We start from the raw sequence: 18,221 nt of genomic DNA on the forward strand, positions 1-18,221 counted from the left end.
GCCTCCCTATGCCGGCTGACGATCGAGGCACGCGTCCCACATTTGGTCGCGCTCCTCTTGGCTAATGCCCTTGAGTATCTTGTCGATGAGCTTAAGCAGTTTGTCCGAGCCCTTGCGGCAGCCGACGTTTGACGTGACCTCCTGCTTAAAGCCCTCGCCCTCCGCAAAGCGAATGGGCACGATGCCCGGGTTTTGGGCCATATAGCCCTTCTCGTTTTCGGTGTTGTAGGTCACGGCGTCGCAGGTGCCCTGCAGCAGGTTCGAAAACACCGTGGGCACCGAATCGACCGGATTCTTGTGAACGACGCCCGGGATCTCGTCGATGACGGTGTCGAGCATCGTGTCCTTTTGGCCGAGCACCGTGGCGCCGCTAAAGTCGCTGAGCTTGGTCGCGCTTTGGTAGGGCGAGCCCTCTTTTACGAACAGGCCAAAGTAGCCGATAAAGTACGGATCGGAAAAGCCGACGGACTCCTCGCGCTCGGGCGTGGTGCTCATGCCGGCAATAATGAGGTCGATCTGGCCGTTGTTGAGCGAATCGATAAGGCCCGAGAAACTCTGCTTGACGGCAACGGGCTCGCCACCGAGGGCCTTGCAGACGATCTTGGCGATCTGTACGTCGTAGCCATCGGCATAGGCGCCCTGCACGTTGTCGATGGGGATGGTGTACTCACTGGCTTCGGAAACCTGCCAGTTGTACGGGGCGTAGGCCGCCTCCATGCCAATGCGGATCTTGTCCTTGCCGATCACGGAATCGGACAGGTCGTCGCGACCGCCGCCCGTCGTGGGCTGAACCACCTTGAGCGTGGACGGACGCTGACAGCCGGCGAGCGCGCCGGCGACGACGGAAGCGCTCGCAGCGAGAGCGCTACCCAAAAAGATGCGACGGCTGCATACCGGCTGGGTCTGCATGCCGCGCTGTTGGGGAGAATGCATAATCTGCCTTCCCTGTTGAATCGTATGCTGACGACTTAACAGGATACGCCAGCGACCAGCAGCGCAGCACAAGCTCGAAAAATTAATAGACACACGGTAGTCATTGGGAACGTCGATGTTTTGACAATGCCAGCGAGCGCCACCCAGAGCGAACAAGTTGGCATGAAAAAGGCACGGCATAGACCTTCTGGTCATGCCGTGCCTTTTGAATGACAAATTGTCGCTCCGGGTGGCGCGCAGCGTCGACTGGTCCGCCGTTCGTCAGAATGGCGGAACCTCTAGAGCAAAGTGACGCTAAAGCTGCGGACGTCCGTCTCGCCCGGCGCCAGCGTAATGGTGTTGACCTTGTGCTCAAAGACGTCGTCCTCGGTGTCCATGGTGGTGTGACCGGTCCAGGGCTCGAGCGCCACAAACGGGGCGTCGTTGGCGGCAGACCACACGCCGATGTACTTAAAGCCCTCAAAGTCGATCTTGACGCCGTGGCCCGACTTGCGGCCACGCAGCGTGAGCGTGGAGCCCGGGGTATCGGTGAACATGATGGCATCGTTATCGAAGCTGCGGTGCGTGATGGGCAGCACGTCAGAGCTATCGGGCGCCTTGTAGCTACCCTCGAACGTCATGAGGCCATCGGGCGTGATGATGGGGGCCTCGTTGGTCCAAGCCTCGGTAAATGCCAGCTCGTAATCCTCGAACGTCTCGTCCTCGGCACCGGGAGCCGGCACGTTAAATGCAGGGTGACCGCCCACCGAGAACGGCAGGTCCACGTCGCCGGTATTGGTGACGGCAAAGGTCTGCGTAAGGGTGGCGTCGCCGGTCAGGGCATAGGTCATGTTGAGCTTAAAGTGGAACGGGAAAGCCTTGAGCGACTCGGGCGTATCGGTGATCTCGTAGGTGACGGACGAGCCGTCCTCGGAGACCTCGACCAGCTTGTGCTCGACGATGCGCGCGAGGCCATGACGCGGCATCTCGCAGGTGCCAGCCGCAGACGTCGCTGTGTTGTTGCGCAGCGATCCCACGATGGGGAACAGAATGGGCGCGTGCTTGCCCCAAAAGGCCGGGTCGCCCTGCCACAGATACTCGTTGCCGTCGAGGGCAAGGCTCGTGAGCTGGGCTCCCATGGAATCGATGGCCGCGGTGAGGCCGCCGCGCTTGATGGTGGTGACGGTGGACATGCTACTTCCTCCAAAAGTAAACAATAGTGTCGAGGGCTATTGTGCCACTCTTGGCGGCAAGGTGAGGCGGCAGGCGCAGTTATTGAGCGATTGCGTAAAGGTCGAATCCGCCCTGCGGTGTGCTGTCGACCGTATCGGGCGCCTGCGAGTTAAAGCTCACGGGAACCATGCGCTTTGAGGCGCGGAAGCGCGTGCCATCGGTGGCGACGGGCGGCTCGTCGACCGTGAGCTCGTAGTCGCCGGGCTTGAGTTCGATGCCGTCGCCAGCGGAGTTGACATATTGATACTCGTCAATCGCCTGCCCCCTGAGCGTGCGGCCCACGATGTGGATGAGCATCTGACTATCGCCGCGGGCGGTGTCCCATGTCGCACCGTCCTTGACCTCGACCGATACATGCACCGAGCGCGTGCGGCTGAGCGATTGTTCGACGGACATCTCGACCTTGGCGGCGTCTTTTCGTTGTTGTTCAACATGGCTCCAGACGTTTCCAATTACCGAGCATGCGATAACGCCGGCCATGAAGGCGATGAGGATGGGGCCGAGCGGAGAGCGACGGCCCGCGTCCTCCTCGCGAGCCAGGTCGGGGCGACGTGTGGGCGCGGGTGCTTGGGCACCCTGCGAGGGCACGTCGAGAATGCTGAAGGATGCCGTACTGCCGGGGTCGATGTTATGGCGCGGCTGCGGGATCTTGGCCGGCGAGATGGACATGTCCGCCGGCTCACCGAGTGTGGCCGTGGCATCGGCCTTAGCTTCATCGGCCTCGGCTTGGGCCCAAGCCTGCTCAAAGGTCAGGGGCTCGGCGGCATCGGAGGCGGCGTCAGGCTCGACAGCAGCATCGTTGCCGGCCTCGTCCTCGTCGCTCGACACGTCACGCGGCGCGGGCGCGTCCCACTCCTCGTCCGGAGCCTCGCCCTCGCTATACCACCATTCAAAGTTATCGATATCCATACGGGGCGCCCCTTAAGCCTCGCAAATAAACATTTGCCAGCCTTATACCCCCAGATGGCACGGGAGCTCGCCGGCACAGACAGGAAAAGCGTCACAACATTCGACGCTTTTCCTCGTTTTCGAGATTTTCATCGAATGTTGTGACGGTTTGGGCAGCAGCCACACCACGAATGTGACGAAGGAGCAGTCCCCTTGTCACATCTAGAGGGCGACGGGGATTTGGATGCAGCAGAAGTCCTCTTGGTGGGACTCGTCGTAGCTCGTGGTATCGAGGTAGCAAAAGTCGAAAGCGTTGCCGATAGGCCGGAGCGCGTGCTTGTCCATGCAGGCCACGACGGCGCGGATGCCCTCGGGTTCGTACGGCATGCCCCAGCGGCTCATGCACAGGTATGTGCCCTCGGGCAGCACTTCGATGCCGATCTCTGCCAGCTCGGCGGGATCGCTCGGCAGCAGTTCCTCGGCACCGCGCGGCAGCACGGCAAAGGAGCCGGCACCGGCAATGGGGTCGTCGGAATGCAGCGCCTCGCGACGCAGCATGGCGCCCCAGCCACGCATGGGGCGCGTGCCCGTCAACGCACGCATGCGCAAAATCACCCGCATGAGCGTGGGATGAAGCATCGAGCGGCCACGCTCGATATCGCCCGGGAACTCCTCAAAGACCACGTAGCGGCGCTCGAACTGCTTGAGCTCCGGCTTGCCCTCCCGCTCGCGCCAGTAAACTGCCTCGTCGTAAAAGCTCAGACGCTCCTGCACGCTCGCACGCTCGGCTTTGAGCCCGGCAATCTGCTCGTCGAGCGCCTGCACCCGCGAGCGCAGGTGGTCGGTCATCTCGCTAATGTCGAACGTCGAGGCTAGGCGGTCGATCTCATCGAGTTCGAGCCCTAGGTCGCGCAGCATGCAGATCAGACGCATGAGCGGGATCTGCGTGGGCGAATAGAAACGGTAGCCTTTTTCGTTAACCACGGCGGGCTTAAACAGGCCGATCTTGTCGTAGTAGATGAGCGTTTGGCGCGAAACGTTAAACAAACTCGCCATCTCGCTAATCGCATACATGCCCGTCTGCATAGGTCCTCCCGACACATCCTTTTTGCGCACAAAGCCCGCCGCCCACAGGGGCAGCGGGCTCAAACACTACTCGTATCCTACCCTAAAGACGCCTATGACCAGCGCTTATAGTTTGCGCATGACACGCCGACGGCCTCGAGCGCCTTGGCGGCGATGTGGTGCACCGCGTCATCGAGCGTGGCGGGGCCGTTGTAAAACGTGAGCATGGGCGGCATGAGCATGACGCCCGGTACGCGCGCAAGGCGCGCCATGTTGTCGACATGAATGGCGCTGAAGGGCGTCTCGCGCACCATGAGCACCAGGCGGCGCTGCTCTTTCATCTGAACATCGGCCGCGCGCAGCAACAGGTTTTCACTGTAGCCGCTCGCGATGCCGGCGAGCGTCTTCATGGAGCAGGGCGCCACGATCATGCCGTCGACCGGATAGGTGCCGCTTGCGATGGCGGCGCCGATGTTCTTGTTGTCGTAGACCACATCGGCATGGCACGCAAACTCGTCGAGCGTCATGCCGAGCTCCTGCTCGATGGTAATCTCTCCCCCGCGCGTGACGACAAGCGCCGACTCGGCACCGGCCTGACGCAGGCATTTGAGGCACTCAAGGCCCAGCGCGACACCGCTGGCGCCAGACACGCCAACGACAATGCGACGGGGACGGACAGAAGACTCAGGCATGACGGCTCCTTAACTACTTGGTAGGGCTACTTACTAGAAAGCAATCTCCTTGGCCCACTTGTCTGTGTCGATCTCCATGAACTGCGAGCGAATGAAGTTCTTCTTGAGGTCGAACGGGACCGTGCAGTCGAAGATGGCCTTGCAGGCGATGCCGTGCTCGCGAATCGTGGGGTCGAACGCGGGGTCGTTGGACGGGTCGAGCACGTGGCAGTGGCAGCCGGGGATGGTGATGAGGTCGACGTCGGCCTGGAAGCGCGTGGTCATGGCCCACATCACGTCGCTCATATCGAAGATATCGACATCCTCGTCAACAAGGATGACGTGCTTGAGCTCGGAGAATGCCGAGAAGGCGAGCATGGCGGCGTTGCGCTGACGGCCCTCGTCATTTTTGCTCGACTTCTTAAACTGCATGATGGCAACGAACTTGCCGCCGCCGCAGGGGGCAGCGTGGACGTTGAGCAGGCGGCCCGGGATGGCGGTCTCGACCATCTTGTAGATGGAAGCCTCGGTGGGGATGCCGGCCATGGAAACGTGCTCGTGCGAAGGGCCGATGCAGCTCTCCATGATGGGATTGACGCGCGTGGTGACGGCGGTGATCTTGATCACCGGGCAGACCTTGGCGCCGCCGGTGTAGCCGGGGAACTCGGGCATGGCGTAGCCGTGGCCGTTGACGTCCTCGTTGATGGTCTCGTCGTGCATGAGGTAGCCCTCGAGCACGTACTCGGCATTGGCGATGCACTTCTGCGGAACGGTGACGCAGTCGGCAAGCTCGACAGCGTGGCCGCGCAGGGCGCCGGCAATTTGCAGCTCGTTGAAGCCGAGCGGTGTGGTGGGAGCCTCAAAACCGCAGCACATGTACACGGCGGGGTCCAAACCGATGGAGATGGAGATGGGCATATCCTCGCCACGCTGGCAGTACTCGTCAAAGAACGCGCCCAGGTGACGGCTGCCGGGGGTAATCCACATGGCGAGCTTGTCCTTGTCGACGCAGGAGAAACGGTGGATGGTCACGTCGGACTGGGAGCCGTCGGGGCTCGTGCCGTAGGCGAGGCCCATGGTGATGTAGGGGCCGCCGTCGACGGGCGTGTTGGTAGGAGCGGGAACGATCTTGCGCAGGTCAAAGCCCTCGTCGGTCGCCTTGTACACGACCTCTTGGCAGTCGACGTGCGCACCCTCGGCGATCTGCTCGGGCGCGATCAGGTTCTCGAAGCGCTTACCGATCTCGAGGCCCAGGTGCTCCTCATCCAGGTCGAGCAGGGCGGCAACGCGCTTGCGGCTGGCAAGCATGCCGATGCAGACCTTGGCGTCGTCAAAGCCCTTGACGTTGTTGAAGACCATCGCCGGACCCTCTTTGGTCGGACGCATAACGGTGCCGCCGGCACCGACGTGGCGATAGACGCCCGAAACCTCGGCATCGGGATCGACCTGGGTGTCGGTCTCGAGCAGCTGGCCCGGCATCTTGCGCAAAAAGTCGAGTGCGGAGCGCAGGTCGTGGATCTGGGAAGCATCGGTAGTGGACATAGCGTGCTCCTTTCGGGAGAGTGCCCGGCGGCGAGGATGCCGCCGGGCTGGGTAACGTAGTGGGGCCGCGGCGCTCATAGATGGGACGCTCGGCCACTCGCAGTTCGAGCACTCGGCTGCTTACAGCCCAAGCGCTCGACCGCTTACATCAGGCCAAAGAGGTGGAACCAGGCGGCCTCGACCAGCACGACGATAAAGACGACCGCAGTGAGGGGAATGCCCATGCGCATAGCCTCTTTGGAGGTGTAGCCGCCGGCGTCCTTGCCCTCGCCGATAAGGATCGGCAGGTTGTGGAACGGCAGGATGTAGTGGATGTTGATGGACGTGAAGACGATGAGCGCCACGGCGAGCGGGCTCACGCTGGAGCCGGCCGCGAAGCTGATGAACGCCGGCACGCACACGCCGAGCACGGCCATGACCGAGCCCATGAACATGTGGATGATCATGGAGAGCGCGGCGACAAGCAGGGCGAACAGGAAGATGTTCTCGGGCACGGAGCTGGGAAGCACGACATCGGCGATCCAGGCGTTCATGCCGGTGGCACCGCCCACGGAACCCACGGCCATGGCGGCCGTCAGGAACATGAGGGACTTGATGTCGACAGCGTTCCAGCTGGCGGGGGTAAGGACCTCGCCGATGATGGGCATGGCGAGCGCGACACCGATGGCAAGTGTCACCCAGCCGATGTAATCGCCCGAGACGGTGAGCCACAGCGCGATGGCGATGACAAGCCACACGATGGTGCGGATCTCCTTGACGGAGAGCTTACCGAGCGCGGCCTGCTTGGCCACGATCCGCTCGCGATCGTAGACGAGCTCCTTGCTGGGCTTAAAGAGGAAGAGGCCCAAGAACAGGGTACACAGCAGCGCAACCAGCATGGGCACGCTCATGTACAGGAACCAGTCGATAAAGGACGGGCTCATGCCGCCGGCCTCGGCGCTGTACTGCGCAACAAGCGGGTTGAGCGTGGAGTCGCCCGTCAGGAAGAACATGGAACCCGGGGCGGCAGCGGCAAACACGAGGAATCCGAGCTTGCCGCGGTCATCGTCACCGTAGCCGGCGGACTCGGCGATGACCGAGACGACGGCGAGGATGAGGAAGGCGCGGGGGAACGGATGCGGGATCAGCAGCGACAGCACAAAGGTGAGCGCGAAGATTGAGATGATGAGCGACTTGGCATCGCGCACGAACTTGAGCATAAACGCATAGGCGATGCGCTCGCCCAGGCCCGACTCCTTGACCGCGCTGGCGATGAGGTAGGCGCCGATGACGAGCCACATGGTGGCTTTGGTCCACGAGCTAAACGTGGAGGCGACCGTCGCCGAGATGCTCGCGGCACCCGTGTCGTCCACGCACACCTTGAACAGAACGAGCAGCGCGCAATAGAGCAGGCCCACAAAGCCCGGCTGTGCCACGCCACACGCCCAGAACACCACCGTGGCGAGCGTCAACGCCAGACAGGTCTGACCGCCGACCGTAAGCTCGACCGTCGAGCTCAGCTCCGCCAAAGGAAGAAACTTCACCAGCAAAAAGACAACGATACCCAGCACAAAGCCAATTTCGCGCTTGGTGATCTTAAACGCCTTCTTTTCCGCTTCCATCTCCCCACCTTTCTTGTTGGGGGCGCTCCGGATTCGCGGCCACGTTGCCACTTAAAAAGGGGCGCCCGTTATCGGACACCCCTTACGTTGCGCTGTGTTGTTGCAATACAGTCAAGCGGGATTTTTTGGATGAGAAGCGATCCCCTGGACAAAAAACCATCACATCATTCGACGCTTTTCCTCGTTTTCGAGATTTTCATCGAATGTTGTGACGGTTTGGATATGGCAAAGGGACTGTACCTTTGTTACATAGCGAGGGCCGTACGGATGGATGGGTCGCTGAGGGCCTCGCGAAGCCAGGGGGCCAGCTGCTCGGGGCGACCCTGCAGGTAGCCGTCGAGCTCGGACGGGGCCACGCGGCGCACCTCCGAGATCTCCTCTTGGTTGATGCATAGCTCGCCCGGCTCAACATGGGCTGCGAACGCCTCGCACCATTCGCACTCGCAGCGGCCGTCGCCGTGGTCCTCACGGTACACCACGTGTCCGAGGTGCTTGAGCTGATCGGGCTCGCGCGTGATGCCAAGCTCTTCGTTGATGCGACGTGCCGTGGCGGCCGCGACGTCTTCCCCGGGGAGCGGATGGCCGGCACAGCCATCGGCCAGCACCCCGCCCCACAGGCGTTTGAGCGGACTGCGACGACAGAGCAGCAGGCGCGCGTCTTCGCCCTGGCCCTCGACCAGAAGCGTCAGAAATGCCTGATGCAGGATTCCCTCGCCGGTATGGGCCTCGATGCGGTCGACGGGGCCAAGCGCCTCGCCGGTCGCGGCATCGACCGCCACGACCTCGGCGCCTGCGCCGCCCTCATCCCAGCCGGCGCGCAGAATGCGGGCTGCGGCCTCCTCGAGCGCGGCGATGAGTTCCTTGGTGGTATCGAGCATGCGCCGCAAGTCGTCCGCGGTCGCGTTCTCCACATGAAAACCCGTGCTTGCAACTACCGGCACGCCAAAGCGCGTGGCCAGCGCCGCCGCAATATCGTGCGCCGGGATCTCGTCTCGATGGCACGGAACGGCCAGGATGCTCACCGTCGCCGTACGGCCGGGCTCGGGGCGAGGAATGGCCTGCGCCGTGGCGCCCAGGTGCGCAAACTCCGGCGAGCAGGCGTACACCGCCATGCCTCGCGGCGTCACCGTCAACTGGGCCTCGAGCGCAAACTTGCCCTCGCCCACTACAACCTTTGTCGTGTGCATACCCATGGGATCTCCTGTCGCCCGCAATGTACCTGAGACCATCTTCGCCTGTATTGCGACTATACAGGCAAGCGCAGCCTGCGACAAAGGAGGCAGGCACCTGACACATTCTGTTAGAGTTGCAGGGATTGAATCCCGCTTATTCATGCGACATTGGAGTGACAACCTTGACCGCCGCAACCACGCCTAAAAGTAAGTCAACCGCCGCCGCGCTCTCCCCCGCGCGCACCAGGCTCTGCCTGGCGCTGCTCGTGCTGCTGGGATTCTCGCTCGGCTGCTCCGAGTTCGTGGTCATCGGCATCGAAAGTGACTTGGCGACGGAACTCGGCATATCGCTTGCCGCTGCGGGCCAGCTCGTCAGCGTTTTTGCACTGGTCTACGCCATCGCGACGCCGGTGCTTGCGCTCAGCACGGGGCGCTTCCGTCGTTACCAGCTGCTCGTGTGCTACAGCATTATCTTTGTGCTCGGCAATCTGGTCATGGCGTTGGCGCCCAACTTCCAGGTGCTCTTTATCTCGCGCATTGTCCTGGGATCCGTCTCGGGCGCGCTGCTCGCCGTGGGCGTGACGTACATCCCCGAGCTGCTGTCCCCGCAGCAAACTTCGCTTGCCATCTCGGTCGTGTACGGCGCGTTTTCCGTGGCGATGGTCTTTGTCACTTCGATCGGCAAGTTTGTGGCCGACACGCTCGATTGGCACGTGGCCATGTACGGTACGCTGACCTTTGCCGTTTTGATCTGCGGAGCGCTCGTGGCGTTTATGCCGCGCGCCGGACAGACCGACGAACCCGCTACCTTCCGCGAGCAGGCGGGTCTGCTACGCGAACCGAGCATCATCACCGGCATGCTTATCTTTTTGTTTGGCGTGGGTTCGGTCTATGTATTCTACGGCTACGTTACGCCTTATCTTGAGCAGGTGCTGGGTATGGGCACTGTTCAGGCGAGCACCACGCTTATGGCCTACGGCGTGTTCTGCCTGATCTCGAACATCCTGGGCGGATGGATCGACGCACGTTTTGGCATGAAGGCACTGCTTGTGACGTTTGTGCTGCAAGCTGCGGCGTTACTCGGGCTGTTTGCCGTGGGCGACACCATGCCGCTCGCGCTGGTCTTTGTCTTTAGCCTAGCGCTGCTCATGTACCTGTTCTCGGTGTCATGCATCACGCACTTTATGGACGTGGCGCGCAGCCGCCATCCCAAATCGATGGTACTCGCGAGCTCGGTAGAACCCATGGCGTTTAACGTCGGCATTTCGTTTGGCACCGCAGTGGGCGGCGCCGTGGTGAGCAGCGTTGGCATTGCCTACGTTGGCGCGGTTGGTGCCGCGTTCTCGCTTGTGGCCTGGGCGCTTACGCTGGTGACGATTAAGTTGGCTCGCTGGGAGCGCAAGCGGGCGAGAGCGTAAGCGCAGATGCGATACTCGAGCTCGATGATGGCGATCGAAAGGAAACCGCATATGCAACGCGTACTGTTTATCTGTCATGGGAATATCTGCCGCTCGACGATGGCTGAGTCGGTGTTTACCGAGCTCGTGCGCCGCGCTGGGCGCGAGGCGGAGTTTGTCATCGATTCCGCAGCGACCTCAACTGAGGAGATCGGCAACCCGCCGCATCATGGCACGGTCGCCAAGCTGCGCGAAGTCGGGATTCCCGTCGTTGCGCACCGTGCCCGCCAGGTGCGTCGAGCAGAGTATGGCAACTGGGACCACATTGTCTATATGGATGCTGAGAACGCGCGTGGCCTGCGTCGCATCTTTGGCGACGACCCCGACGGCAAGATTACGCGCTTGCTCGATTGGACCGGGCGCCCCGGCGACGTGGCCGATCCCTGGTACACCGGCAATTTCGATGCCACCTACCGCGACGTGCTCGCCGGTTGCGCCGCTATGCTCGAGCAGCTGTAGGAAAGCGAGGTCGCAGGCCACGCCTTCGGCGCGAAACGAGCGTGGATAATCTCCCGCATGAAATGAGCGTGGATTTTCTCCCACTTTGAGCATTCAAGTGCGCTCTAAACGGGAGAAAATCCACGCTCACCTATTCGTCGACGATCTCGGCAAGCCAGACGTTCAGAGTATCGACCTCGGGGCAGCAGAACTTTGCCGTGCCGGGCTCGTTGCCAGGCACGGTTCCGCCATAGCGCAGGATATCGATATAGGGAAAGCCCACATGGCAGGCCATGGCGCACATCTTGCCGCGATCGCGGTCAAAGTCAAAAACGTCGCCCGGCTTGTGACCGTGGTGGCAGCGGCACGTCCCCAGCTGGTCCACGCAGCTCACGCGGATACGCGGCCGCTTGCCACGCGGCGCGCCGAGCGGCCTGTTCTCGCCCGCAGGCTTGACGCCGCCCTCGCCAATGTTACTCATGGTCGATCACGTCCAGGCAGGCCTCGATGGGAAGGCCGGCCGACTTGTCCTCTTGGTCGGCATTGCGTTCGATAAGCTCAGCCACCACACGCATGGCATCGAACGTCGCGCGCTGCAGACTCCAGCCTGCCATAACGCGGCCGACGAGCACCGCCGAGAACGTGTCGCCCGTGCCCGGGAAATAGACCGGAATGAGCTCAAAGGGAATCGTAAAGTACTCCCCCGCCACATGGTCGTAACCGATAACCGCGTTCGTGCCATTGACTACGGCGCTCGTAATGACCACCGACTTGGCACCCAGCTCACGCACGGCGTTCACAAGAACGCGAGCCTCGTCGGGCGTGATTTGCTCTGCAATAGGCGTATCGGTGAGCAGACAGGCCTCAGTGTAATTGGGAACCGCGTAATCGGCGCACTCGAGCAGGTGCCTCATGAGACCGATCGTGGACTCGGGCACACCGGCATAGAGCTTGCCGTTGTCGCCCATGATGGGATCGACGAACACCTTGGTGCCCTTTTGCGCACGGCGGTGGCAAAAGTCCGAGATGATGCGCGTCTCTTCCTCGGTCACGATAAAGCCGGTCGAGATGGCGTCGAACTCAAAGCCGAGCTCCTCCCAGATAGCGAGGCTTTGACGCACGTACTCGGTGGTGTCGTGGATGTAGAACTTGGGGTAGTTGAGCGTGTCAGAAACGAGCGCCGTCGGCAGGTTGTGGATACGGTAGCCCATGTGCGACAGCACCGGCAGCATGGCGGAAAGCGCGACCTTGCCGTAACCGCACATATCGTTAACCAGCAGCAGCTGAGTATTCTTCATGAGGGTCTCCCTTGTTTCGGGCGCGGCGCGGCAGCGCCACAGTGCGACTAAGTGTAGCGCAGGGGACGTTGTGAACGGGCGCTGGCACCGCAGAGGACGAATTGTTGCGGAAAGGTTACGGGAAGGAGGAAGTTGGTCGTTGGGGACGTTCTTAAATGACTAGTCGACACAAGGAGTGTCCCCAAATGCCGGCACATAAGGAACGTCCCTAAGTGCCGCTCGAACATAATAAGTTTGGTACCTTGACATTTATTTACCGTGCTCCTAAATTGGTTAGGCACAAAACAATTCAACTACCTAACTAAAGAAAGGAGCGAAGCTTAGATATGTGTGTTGAACCACTCGTCCTTCCGCATGAGCCCGGCGGTGACCCGTCGCAACCGGTAGACATACCCGAAGCGGTCAGCGCCGAAGACAAACTCGCCAAGCGCATCCTGAGCGGCCTGGGCTTTTGCGGCCATTACATGCATTTTCATGGCGGAGGCGTGTCCGGCAAGGCGCCCATCATCTGCCTGCTGGCCAAGCAACCCGGCGGCGAGATGTCGCAGCAGGAACTCGGCATGCACTTTGACCTCAAGCCGGGGTCGCTTTCCGAGATCCTGTCCAAGCTCGAGCTCAACGGCCTCATCGAGCGCAGCCGTAACCCCAAGGATCGACGGCAGCTCACCATTCGCCTGACCGAAACCGGCCGGGAAAACGCCCGCATCGACCAGGCGGCCCGCATTCGCTTTAGAGAGCAAGCCTTTAGTGCCCTCACCCACGACGAGCGCGAGCAGCTCGCCGAAATGCTCGAGAAAATCCGTGTAACCTGGGAGGAACTGGATGATTAAAACCCTCATGGGAAGCATCCGCGACTATATGAAAGTCACCGTTGCTACGCCATTGCTCGTGCTTGGCGAGGTGCTCTGCGAGATGCTGATTCCATTTATCACCGCCAACCTGATCGATGCCATCAAAGACGGCGCCACCGTGGCCGAGATGCTTCCCACCGCGGGCTTTTTGGTGCTCATCGCGCTGACATCGCTTGCTTTTGGCGCCGCTGCCGGCGTCACCTGCAGCCATGCGAGCTGCGGCTTCGCTAAGAACCTGCGTCACGACCTGTTCTACAAGATCCAGACGTTCAGCTTTGCCAACATCGATGAGTTCTCGAGCTCCTCGCTCGTCACGCGCCTGACCACCGATATCAACAACGTGCAGCAGGCCTTTATGATGATTATCCGTATCGCCGTGCGCGCGCCGCTGGTATTGATCTTCGCCTTTACCATGGCGTTTATCATGGGCGGCAGCGTCGCCATGGTCTACCTGGCCATCATTCCGCTACTGGGCTTTGGACTGTTCTTTATCATCTTTAAGGTGCGCCCCATCTTCTCGCGCGTGTTCCACAAGTACGACGCCCTTAACGAGTCCGTCGAGGAAAACGTCACCGGCATGCGCGTGGTCAAGAGCTATGTGCGCGAAGACTTTGAGAAGGAGAAGTTCGCGACCGCCGCACGCGACGTCCAGATGGACTTCACCCGCGCCGAGAAGCTGCTCGCCTTTAACAACCCCATGATGAACATCTGCGTCAACGGCGCGTTTGTCGTCATCATCTACCTGGGCTCCAAGCTCATCATCACGAGCCAGGGCACGCTGTTCGACGTGGGCCAGCTCTCCTCGATCTTTACCTACGGTTTTCAGATCCTCATGAGCCTGATGCAGCTGTCGATGATCTTTGTCATGGTGACCATGGCCGACGAATCGGCGCACCGCATTACCGAGGTGCTGGCCGCCGAGCCCACGATCGCCGATCCCGCCGAGCCCGTGCTCGAGGTTGCCGACGGCTCCATCGACTTTGACCACGTGAGCTTTAAGTATTCCGCGCATGCGAAGCGCCAGGCGCTCGACGATATCGACCTGCACATTAAGAGCGGCGAGACCATCGGCATCATCGGCGGCACCGGCTCGGCCAAGTCCACGCTCGTTAACCTCATCGCCCGCCTGTACGACGCCACCGAAGGCACCGTGCGCGTGGGCGGCATGGACGTGCGCGACTACGACCTGGACGCACTGCGTCACCAAGTGGCCATGGTGCTACAGAAAAACGTGCTGTTTAGCGGCACCATCGCCGAGAACCTGCGCTGGGGCGACCCGAACGCCACCGACGAGGAAGTCCGCGAGGCGGCACATCTGGCCTGCGCCGATGAGTTTGTCGACGGCTTCCCCAAGGGTTACGACACCTGGATCGAGCAGGGCGGCTCCAATGTCTCGGGCGGTCAGAAGCAGCGCCTGTGCATTGCGCGTGCCCTGCTGCGTCGCCCCAAGATCTTGATCCTGGACGACTCCACTAGCGCCGTCGACACCAAGACCGACGCCAAGATTCGCGCAGGGTTGGCAAGCTATCTGCCCAACACGACCAAGCTCATCATCGCCCAGCGCATTAGCTCCGTACAGGATGCAGACCGCATCATCGTCATGGAGGGCGGCCGCATCGCGCAGATCGGCAACCATGACGAGCTGCTTAAGACGAGCGAGATCTACCGCGAGACCTTTACCTCGCAAAACAAGATGTCTGCCGAAGGTACGCAAGACGCCGACGACGTCTCTGGCGACGCGAACACGGCGGCAGACAACACCGACATGACCGCAACGCAAGCTCAGACCCAGGAAGGAGGCGAGGCCCATGAGTAAGGCAACGACCGCCGAGCGCGCGCTCAACCGCAAGGGCGGCACCATGTCGCGCCTCATCAAGACGCTCTTTGGCTTCTATCCCGTGCTTTTGCCCCTCGTCGTCGCCGGCGTGGTGCTCTGCGCCATCATCAACTCCATCGGCGCGACCTTCCTGCAGAGCGCCCTGCAAATTATTGGCGAATCGTGGCAGTCGGGCGATTGGGAAGCCGCGCAGCCCAAGATCGCACAGCTCGTGACCACCCTCGCCTGCATCTACGGCGTCGGCGTCCTGTCCTCGCTCTTCTGGAACCGCGCCATGGCTATCGTCACGCAGGGCTCGCTGGAGAAGCTGCGCGAGAAGATGTTCAACCGCATGCAGGACCTGCCGATCCGCTACTTCGACACGCACCAGCGCGGCGATATCATGAGCCACTACACCAACGACATCGACACGCTGCGTCAGATGATCAGCCAGTCGCTGCCCAACCTGCTCATGACGATCATCATCATCGTCACGGTGTTCTTTATCATGCTGTACTACAGCGTGTGGATGTGCCTGGTCATCATCGCCGGCGTCGCCTTTATGACCTTTATGACCAAGCTGCTCGGCTCCAACTCCGCGCGCTTCTTCATTGCGCAGCAGACCGAGCTCGGCGTGGTCGAGGGCCATATCGAGGAGGTCATGAACGGCCAGAAGGTCGTCAAGGCGTTCTGCCACGAGTCTGCCGCCGAGGCCGATTTTGACGAGCGCAACGAAAAGCTCTTCGAGGTCTCCCAGAAGGCCAACATGTACGCCAACATCCTCATGCCCATCCTTATGAACCTGGGCAACCTGCTCTACGTGCTGGTCGCACTGGCGGGCGGCATTTTCCTGGCGCTGGGCGTGCCCAACCTGAGCATCTCGGGCATGGCGCTGTCCATCGCCGTCGTGGTGCCGTTCCTCAACATGACTAAGCAGTTCTGCGGACAGATCGGCCAGATCTCACAGCAGATCAACGCCGTGGTCATGGGCCTCGCCGGCGCCGACCGCATCTTTGAGCTCATCGACGAGAAGCCCGAGGCCGACGAAGGCTACGTGACGCTCGTCAACGCACAGGTGAACCCCGAGACTTGGGAGTTCGAGGAGGCTGACCACCACACCGGCATGTGGGCGTGGAAACATCCGCACCGCGCAACCGGCGAGATCGAGTACGTCCCGCTGCGCGGCGACTTGGTCATGGACAACGTCGACTTTGGCTACACCCCCGACCACGAGGTCCTGCACGGCGTGTCCGTGTTTGCCAAGCCGGGTCAGAAGGTCGCGTTTGTCGGCGCCACCGGTGCCGGTAAGACGACCATCACCAACCTCATCAACCGCTTCTATGACATCGCCGACGGCAAGATTCGCTACGACGGCATCAACGTCAATAAGATCCGCAAGGCCGATCTGCGCCGCTCGCTGGGCGTCGTGCTGCAGGACGTGAACCTGTTCACCGGCACCGTGATGGACAACATCCGCTACGGCAACCTGGATGCGACCGACGAGGAGTGCATCGCGGCGGCCAAGCTCGCGGGCGCAGACGACTTTATCACCCGCCTGCCCGACGGCTACGACACGATGCTCACCGGCAACGGCGCACAGCTGTCGCAGGGCCAGCGCCAGCTGATCTCGATCGCCCGCGCCGCCGTCGCCGATCCGCCGGCGATGATTCTAGACGAGGCCACGAGCTCCATCGACACCCGCACCGAGGCCATCGTGCAGGCGGGCATGGATAAGCTCATGGAGGGCCGCACGACGTTTGTCATCGCACACCGCCTGTCCACCGTGCGCAACTCCGACGCGATCATCTGTCTGGACCACGGCCGTATCATCGAGCGCGGCAACCACGACGAGCTGATCGCCAAGCGCGGGTACTACTACCAGCTGTACACGGGTGCGTTTGAGCTGGAGTAGGAACGGTTACTGACGGAGGGTGCCCCGGGGCGTCGGGGTAATTCCTCCGTGCTCAAACATTCTCGCTTCGCTGCGAAACTGCGCGCGGAGGAAATACCCCGCCGCCCCGGGGCACCCTCCTGCGCGCAATCAGCCCGTTGTTTAAAACGGAATAAAGGTTAGTGAGGCCCTGGCCGTTTGGCCAGGGCCTCGTTTTGTTAGTCTTTTTGGGACGGGGCTTTTTGACTACTTTGAGGGTGCGCAGGCAGGGCGGCGAAAGTAGCTAAAAAAGCCCCGTCCCAAAAAGACTACCCGCGCCAAATGAGCTAGTTGAGGAGTTGGGCCATGGCGTTGACGAATTTTTGGACTTGGAGGGTGGGCTCGAGCGGGTAGTGCAAATAGACCGGCACCTCGCGACCGCATAGAAACGGTACGCCCACAAAGGCCGGGTGCACGCCCGACCACGCTCCGCAGGTGAGCACCGCATCGCCCTTTTCCTCCGCCTCGTTAAAGAGCGCAAAGTCGAAGCTATCCACGTCGATCACGTCCACGCCGCCGTCGGCCAACAGGTCGATGCGCAGGCTGTCCATAGCGTCGTTGCCGTGACGGAGCACGCGCAGGCGCATGCCCTCCAGGTCGGCAACCGTGATGCGCGTCTTGCGCGCAAGCGGGCTCGTGCGCGGCACATCAATATAAAACGGTACGTTGACGATAAGGAGCTTTTGGCAGGCGTCGCCCCAGCGCGGGGTCGAAAAACTCGACTGCACTACATCCACTTCGCGACCAAGACTGCGCATGACGGTCTCGCGCTCATCGTAGAGGTCACTCACCGGCACAATCTCAAAGCGCAGCGACGGCTCCAGCTCGTGCACACTCGGCCACATCGACAGCGTTTGGCGCCCCGGGCACATCATCGACACGCCCAGACGCACGGCGCCGCCATCGCCCGCTGCGCGTCGGGCACGGCGCAACGCATCCTCGGACTGACGCATGATCGAGCGCGCATCGTCTACCAGCAGCGCACCCGCCGGCGTCACCTTAACGCCCGAATGCGAGCGCTCGAACAACGTGATGCCAAACTCGGCCTCGAACCCCGACACCTGTTTGACGAGAGCCGGGGTCGACACACGTAGTTTTGCCGCCGCGCGCGAGAAGCTTCCCAGCTCCGCGGCGGCCGATATGGCCTCAAGTCGTCGATCGTACACGTCAATCTCCCGTTTTCGCGCCCGTGGCCACATGGTGCCACAGGAGGTTGTTTTCGCAGGTCATGCGCTCAATTGAGAATAAACTGCATCGCACAGTGTAAACCTATGGTTAACGCCATTCTAACAAATATGCAATTCACCTGCGCAAATGCAAAGCATACGATAACCAGCGAAAACCACG

At 61.5% G+C, this 18,221-nt stretch carries 16 protein-coding genes; 5 read left to right on the plus strand and 11 right to left on the minus strand.

Annotated features, from left to right (window positions below):
• Positions 1–6 precede the first annotated feature (6 nt).
• The 8 genes from ABHU32_RS01950 to ABHU32_RS01985 form a co-directional block, all read right to left on the minus strand.
• The gene (locus ABHU32_RS01950) at positions 7–933 is read right to left on the minus strand and encodes a transporter substrate-binding domain-containing protein (protein ID WP_346978701.1); all 927 of its coding nucleotides are present in this window, start codon (positions 931–933) and stop codon (positions 7–9) included.
• Positions 934–1,211: 278 nt separating this feature from the next.
• Positions 1,212–2,105, minus strand: coding sequence for an aldose 1-epimerase family protein (locus ABHU32_RS01955; protein WP_346978702.1), 894 nt, complete (start codon positions 2,103–2,105; stop codon positions 1,212–1,214).
• A gap of 79 nt (positions 2,106–2,184) precedes the next feature.
• Entirely contained in the window at positions 2,185–3,054 is an 870-nt protein-coding gene (locus tag ABHU32_RS01960; RefSeq protein WP_346978704.1) for a hypothetical protein, read from the minus strand.
• Between the two features lie 201 nt (positions 3,055–3,255).
• Positions 3,256–4,119 (minus strand): MerR family transcriptional regulator, encoded by an 864-nt coding sequence (locus tag ABHU32_RS01965; RefSeq protein WP_346978705.1) that lies wholly within the window; start codon positions 4,117–4,119, stop codon positions 3,256–3,258.
• Positions 4,120–4,211: 92 nt separating this feature from the next.
• On the minus strand, positions 4,212–4,790 hold the full coding sequence (locus ABHU32_RS01970; RefSeq protein ID WP_346978706.1) for a UbiX family flavin prenyltransferase: 579 nt from the start codon (positions 4,788–4,790) through the stop codon (positions 4,212–4,214).
• A gap of 33 nt (positions 4,791–4,823) precedes the next feature.
• Positions 4,824–6,311 carry a UbiD family decarboxylase gene (locus tag ABHU32_RS01975; RefSeq protein ID WP_117582984.1) on the minus strand — a complete coding sequence of 496 codons (1,488 nt, stop codon included), beginning with the start codon at positions 6,309–6,311 and terminating at the stop codon, positions 4,824–4,826.
• Between the two features lie 143 nt (positions 6,312–6,454).
• The gene (locus ABHU32_RS01980; protein WP_346978707.1) at positions 6,455–7,912 is read right to left on the minus strand and encodes an SLC13 family permease; all 1,458 of its coding nucleotides are present in this window, start codon (positions 7,910–7,912) and stop codon (positions 6,455–6,457) included.
• 245 nt (positions 7,913–8,157) lie between these two features.
• Complete coding sequence (locus ABHU32_RS01985) at positions 8,158–9,105, minus strand: isopentenyl-diphosphate Delta-isomerase (protein WP_346978708.1); 948 nt, start codon at positions 9,103–9,105, stop codon at positions 8,158–8,160.
• Positions 9,106–9,257: 152 nt separating this feature from the next.
• On the opposite strand from ABHU32_RS01985, the gene ABHU32_RS01990 reads away from it, so the two are divergent.
• A complete protein-coding gene (locus ABHU32_RS01990) occupies positions 9,258–10,502 on the plus strand; it encodes an MFS transporter (protein WP_346978709.1) in 1,245 nt (414 codons plus the stop codon).
• A gap of 51 nt (positions 10,503–10,553) precedes the next feature.
• Positions 10,554–11,000: a low molecular weight protein-tyrosine-phosphatase gene (locus ABHU32_RS01995; RefSeq protein WP_199574594.1), complete on the plus strand. Its 447-nt coding sequence runs from the start codon at positions 10,554–10,556 to the stop codon at positions 10,998–11,000.
• 130 nt (positions 11,001–11,130) lie between these two features.
• On the opposite strand, the gene ABHU32_RS02000 is transcribed toward ABHU32_RS01995, so the two are convergent.
• Positions 11,131–11,460, minus strand: a complete 330-nt coding sequence (locus ABHU32_RS02000) for a TIGR04076 family protein (protein WP_192934508.1) — start codon at positions 11,458–11,460, stop codon at positions 11,131–11,133.
• Complete coding sequence (locus ABHU32_RS02005; protein ID WP_161194442.1) at positions 11,453–12,277, minus strand: PfkB family carbohydrate kinase; 825 nt, start codon at positions 12,275–12,277, stop codon at positions 11,453–11,455. Before ABHU32_RS02005 ends, ABHU32_RS02000 begins: the two co-directional genes overlap by 8 nt.
• A 326-nt stretch (positions 12,278–12,603) precedes the next feature.
• Between ABHU32_RS02005 and ABHU32_RS02010 the strand changes: the two genes are divergently transcribed.
• Genes ABHU32_RS02010 through ABHU32_RS02020 form a run of 3 tightly spaced genes read left to right on the plus strand, consistent with a single transcriptional unit; the run spans position 12,604 to position 16,856 of the window.
• Positions 12,604–13,107 carry a MarR family winged helix-turn-helix transcriptional regulator gene (locus tag ABHU32_RS02010; protein WP_117800283.1) on the plus strand — a complete coding sequence of 168 codons (504 nt, stop codon included), beginning with the start codon at positions 12,604–12,606 and terminating at the stop codon, positions 13,105–13,107.
• The gene (locus ABHU32_RS02015; protein ID WP_346978713.1) at positions 13,100–14,944 is read left to right on the plus strand and encodes an ABC transporter ATP-binding protein; all 1,845 of its coding nucleotides are present in this window, start codon (positions 13,100–13,102) and stop codon (positions 14,942–14,944) included. The genes ABHU32_RS02010 and ABHU32_RS02015 overlap by 8 nt, the downstream gene beginning before the upstream one ends.
• Positions 14,937–16,856, plus strand: a complete 1,920-nt coding sequence (locus tag ABHU32_RS02020; protein ID WP_346978715.1) for an ABC transporter ATP-binding protein — start codon at positions 14,937–14,939, stop codon at positions 16,854–16,856. The genes ABHU32_RS02015 and ABHU32_RS02020 overlap by 8 nt, the downstream gene beginning before the upstream one ends.
• A gap of 305 nt (positions 16,857–17,161) precedes the next feature.
• Here ABHU32_RS02020 and ABHU32_RS02025 read toward each other — a convergent pair whose 3' ends face one another.
• Positions 17,162–18,040 carry a LysR family transcriptional regulator gene (locus ABHU32_RS02025; protein ID WP_233539656.1) on the minus strand — a complete coding sequence of 293 codons (879 nt, stop codon included), beginning with the start codon at positions 18,038–18,040 and terminating at the stop codon, positions 17,162–17,164.
• Positions 18,041–18,221: the final 181 nt, after the last annotated feature.

Origin of the sequence: Collinsella aerofaciens (genome assembly GCF_039758965.1) — a bacterium.
Classification (GTDB): domain Bacteria; phylum Actinomycetota; class Coriobacteriia; order Coriobacteriales; family Coriobacteriaceae; genus Collinsella; species Collinsella aerofaciens_BR.

What these genes read in the sequence shown, in the direction of transcription:
- ABHU32_RS01950 (WP_346978701.1), bottom strand. Translation starts at nt 933, where the DNA reads ATGCATTCTCCCCAACAGCGCGGCATGCAGACCCAGCCGGTATGCAGC.
- ABHU32_RS01955 (WP_346978702.1), bottom strand. Translation starts at nt 2,105, where the DNA reads ATGTCCACCGTCACCACCATCAAGCGCGGCGGCCTCACCGCGGCCATC.
- ABHU32_RS01960 (WP_346978704.1), bottom strand. Translation starts at nt 3,054, where the DNA reads ATGGATATCGATAACTTTGAATGGTGGTATAGCGAGGGCGAGGCTCCG.
- ABHU32_RS01965 (WP_346978705.1), bottom strand. Translation starts at nt 4,119, where the DNA reads ATGCAGACGGGCATGTATGCGATTAGCGAGATGGCGAGTTTGTTTAAC.
- ABHU32_RS01970 (WP_346978706.1), bottom strand. Translation starts at nt 4,790, where the DNA reads ATGCCTGAGTCTTCTGTCCGTCCCCGTCGCATTGTCGTTGGCGTGTCT.
- ABHU32_RS01975 (WP_117582984.1), bottom strand. Translation starts at nt 6,311, where the DNA reads ATGTCCACTACCGATGCTTCCCAGATCCACGACCTGCGCTCCGCACTC.
- ABHU32_RS01980 (WP_346978707.1), bottom strand. Translation starts at nt 7,912, where the DNA reads ATGGAAGCGGAAAAGAAGGCGTTTAAGATCACCAAGCGCGAAATTGGC.
- ABHU32_RS01985 (WP_346978708.1), bottom strand. Translation starts at nt 9,105, where the DNA reads ATGGGTATGCACACGACAAAGGTTGTAGTGGGCGAGGGCAAGTTTGCG.
- ABHU32_RS01995 (WP_199574594.1), top strand. Translation starts at nt 10,554, where the DNA reads ATGCAACGCGTACTGTTTATCTGTCATGGGAATATCTGCCGCTCGACG.
- ABHU32_RS02000 (WP_192934508.1), bottom strand. Translation starts at nt 11,460, where the DNA reads ATGAGTAACATTGGCGAGGGCGGCGTCAAGCCTGCGGGCGAGAACAGG.
- ABHU32_RS02005 (WP_161194442.1), bottom strand. Translation starts at nt 12,277, where the DNA reads ATGAAGAATACTCAGCTGCTGCTGGTTAACGATATGTGCGGTTACGGC.
- ABHU32_RS02010 (WP_117800283.1), top strand. Translation starts at nt 12,604, where the DNA reads ATGTGTGTTGAACCACTCGTCCTTCCGCATGAGCCCGGCGGTGACCCG.
- ABHU32_RS02015 (WP_346978713.1), top strand. Translation starts at nt 13,100, where the DNA reads ATGATTAAAACCCTCATGGGAAGCATCCGCGACTATATGAAAGTCACC.
- ABHU32_RS02020 (WP_346978715.1), top strand. Translation starts at nt 14,937, where the DNA reads ATGAGTAAGGCAACGACCGCCGAGCGCGCGCTCAACCGCAAGGGCGGC.